Annotated in this window: 3 protein-coding genes; 1 reads left to right on the top strand and 2 read right to left on the bottom strand. The window is 65.9% G+C overall.

What is annotated here, in order from left to right:
• Positions 1-1,385 (bottom strand): DNA translocase FtsK 4TM domain-containing protein (locus Q0K00_RS11685; RefSeq protein ID WP_297229726.1); only part of this gene is annotated, 1,385 nt, incomplete at its 3' end.
• A gap of 15 nt (positions 1,386-1,400) precedes the next feature.
• A complete protein-coding gene (gene efp, locus Q0K00_RS11680) occupies positions 1,401-1,958 on the bottom strand; it encodes an elongation factor P (protein ID WP_297229725.1) in 558 nt (185 codons plus the stop codon).
• A gap of 136 nt (positions 1,959-2,094) precedes the next feature.
• Between efp and yihA the strand changes: the two genes are divergently transcribed.
• Complete coding sequence (gene yihA / locus Q0K00_RS11675; RefSeq protein WP_297229722.1) at positions 2,095-2,715, top strand: ribosome biogenesis GTP-binding protein YihA/YsxC; 621 nt, start codon at positions 2,095-2,097, stop codon at positions 2,713-2,715.
• Positions 2,716-2,785 lie beyond the last annotated feature (70 nt).

Raw genomic sequence — 2,785 nt, 5'->3', positions numbered from 1 at the left:
AGAGGTTCGGCGGCCTCTTCCTCGTAGATGTCCGCCAGCAGTTCCGCGGTCGGCCCGGAGGTCGGTCCGGCTTCCGGCGCGGCTGGGGCTGGGACGGCACGCGGGGCTTCCGCTGTCGGAGCGTCCCCGCCGGAGACATGGCCCTGCCCGGCATGGGCACGGCTCTCCATCGCCCGCATATCCTCGTCGTCCATGACGCGGCGCGGCTGGGCCTCCGGCGGCAGCGGTCTGCCGTCCTCGCCAAGCACTTCAGGCACGATGGCCCCTTCCGGCGGCTGGAAGGGCAAGGGCGGCTGCGCCGCTCCCGCGATGCCCTCAGTCCCCGCCGTGTGTGCGGCGTCCGGCGCTCTCATGGGCTCAGGCGCAGCCTGCGGCCGCACGTCCCCATCCCACGACTGTACCGCTGTCGTCCACGGCGGCGTCGTGTCGGCCGACTCCCCGGCGGGCGTCATGGCCTCCGGCTGCCGGGCCGCGTCCGCAACGGACACGCCCGGAACGACCTCGGTACGCGCGTCGCGCAGACGGTTCACCTTGTTCTCGGCGGTCCGCGCCCGTCCGGCGTCCTGACGATTCTTGCCGTCAGGGGTCGCGGGGCCTCCCGCCGCATCGTCGTAGACCTCCGGCATGGCCTCGTCCGTCAAGGGACGGATATTGCCCAGCCGGTCACGCAAACGGATGAGGAAGGAGGACTCCCCCACTTCCCGCTTGGTCTTGCGCCGCAATTCGCGCAAGGCTCGGCCAAGGGCGGCAAGGCGCTCCCTGAAGGTGAGCGGCGTCTTTTCCTCGCCCTCGGCGGCCCCTTCCTCCGCTCCGGCACGGAACAGCTCGCCCACCCGGAACTGCTTCCAGCGCAGACGCGCCTCGTCCCGCACCAGCGCGGCAAAGGCGAACCATGAGATGTCGAAACAGAGCTGCAGGCCGATGAGCAGGACGAAGAGCCAGACCAGGCTCGAACCCACCGGACTGAGATAGCGGCTGGTATTGCCGTGCAGCGCGTTGCCCACCATGCCGCCGCCGCTCACGTCGCCCAGAGAGAGCCCCCAGGCCGAGCTGATGACCAGCAGCACCACGGTCAGCAGGAACGCGCCGCACCAGCGCCACCACGGCAGCGCGTAGGCGGGCGACACATAGGCCGCCCCCAGCGCCGCAAAAAGCACCGGCCAGATGAACGCCCCGATGCCGAAAACGTCATTGAGCAGACCGGCGGCATATGCGCCGAAAAGCCCCGCGCTGTTCGTCACGGCGGCATTGCTGCTCACCACATGATTGAGGCTGGGGTCGTTGATGTCGAAGGTGACGATGCTGAGCAGCAGCAGCAACGACCAGAACAGCAGGAAAAGGCCGAAGAGTTCCCGGCCGAACTTGCGGGGCGTTTCCGTAGCCATGCGGGAAAGGCTCGCCTACTCGCGACCGAGATATTCCTTGGTACGGGTATCGACCTTGATGCGGTCGCCCACGTTGACGAAGCTGGGCACCTGCACCACGACGCCCGTTTCCAGCGTGGCGGGCTTGGTGACGTTGCTCACCGTGTCGCCCTTGGCGGCGGTCTCCGTCTCGGTCACTTCCAGCACCAGGCTCAGGGGGATGTCGATATCCAGCGGCTTGCCCTTGTAGAGCAACACGCGGCACTGCTGACCGTCCTTGAGGAAGGCGTCCTTGCCGTCCGTGATCTCGGCAGCCATCTCCAGCTGCTCAAAGGTGGTCATGTCCATGAACACGAGGTCCGTGTCCTGATGGTACAGGAACTGCATGTCCCGCGTCTCCATGTCGGGCTTGCCCACCTTTTCGCCGGAGCGGAACGTGATGTCCTGGATGCGGCCGGTCAGGATGTTGCGCAGCTTGGTACGCACCATGGCGCCGCCCTTGCCGGGTTTGAAATGCTGGAAATCCACGATCTCGTACGGGATTCCTTCAACTTCGATCTTCAGGCCCTTGCGGAAGTCGGTAGTGGAATACATGTCGGGGTCTCTCCTCTTGGCCCGGCGCGGCAAGGAAAGGCATTTGCCAAACCGCCCGCATCGGGCTACAATGATAGATGGAACTTGGTATTGTGAATCAAGCTCCCCGCCCTGTCAAGCTTGCCCGGAGGAGACCATGCCGCAACTGGTACTTGAACACACCATCTATACCCTGAACCAGCTCCTCAGCATCGACTCGCCCCAGATCGCGCTGGCCGGACGCTCCAATGTGGGCAAATCCTCGCTCATCAACGCCCTCGCCGGGCAAAAAAAGCTGGCCAAGGTCAGCGCCACCCCCGGCAAGACCCGCTCCATCAACTTTTATCGCGTCGATCCCCACGGCTACTACCTCGTGGACCTCCCCGGCTACGGCTACGCCCGCGCCAGCCACGCCGAACGCCGCGCCTGGGCGCAGCTGCTCGAAAAATACCTCGCCGGCGCCAGCCGCCTGCAAGCCCTCGCCCTGCTGCTCGACAGCCGACTTGAACCCCAAAAGCTCGACCTCGAACTCTCCCACTTCGCCCGCGAATGCCGCCTGGATATCCTCCCCATCCTCACCAAGGCCGACAAATGCAGCCAGCGCGACCGCGCCGCCCGCGCCGCCCAGTGGAAAGACATCCTCGGCGTCCCCCCCCTCGTCACCTCCTCCAGCAAAAAAACCGGGCTGCGCGAACTCTGGCAACGCCTCCACCTCATCGCCGGCGTCCTGCCGCAACCCACCAGCGAGGCCGAAGCCGAAGAAGATCCGCAAGCGTGATGCGAACGAGAGAAAAACGTGGATGATGCGAGGGGGAGAAAGGCGGAAGGGAGGAGGGGGAAGGTCGACG

Origin of the sequence: uncultured Desulfovibrio sp. (assembly GCF_944327235.1) — a bacterium.
In the GTDB taxonomy this organism is placed as follows: Bacteria; Desulfobacterota; Desulfovibrionia; order Desulfovibrionales; family Desulfovibrionaceae; genus Desulfovibrio.
Note: the sequence above shows the minus strand (reverse complement) of the source record. Positions and strands in the feature narration are given on the sequence as shown.

Bases quoted from the DNA above. Each gene is read 5' to 3' on its own strand.
- efp (WP_297229725.1), bottom strand. From the start codon at position 1,958: ATGTATTCCACTACCGACTTCCGCAAGGGCCTGAAGATCGAAGTTGAA.
- yihA (WP_297229722.1), top strand. From the start codon at position 2,095: ATGCCGCAACTGGTACTTGAACACACCATCTATACCCTGAACCAGCTC.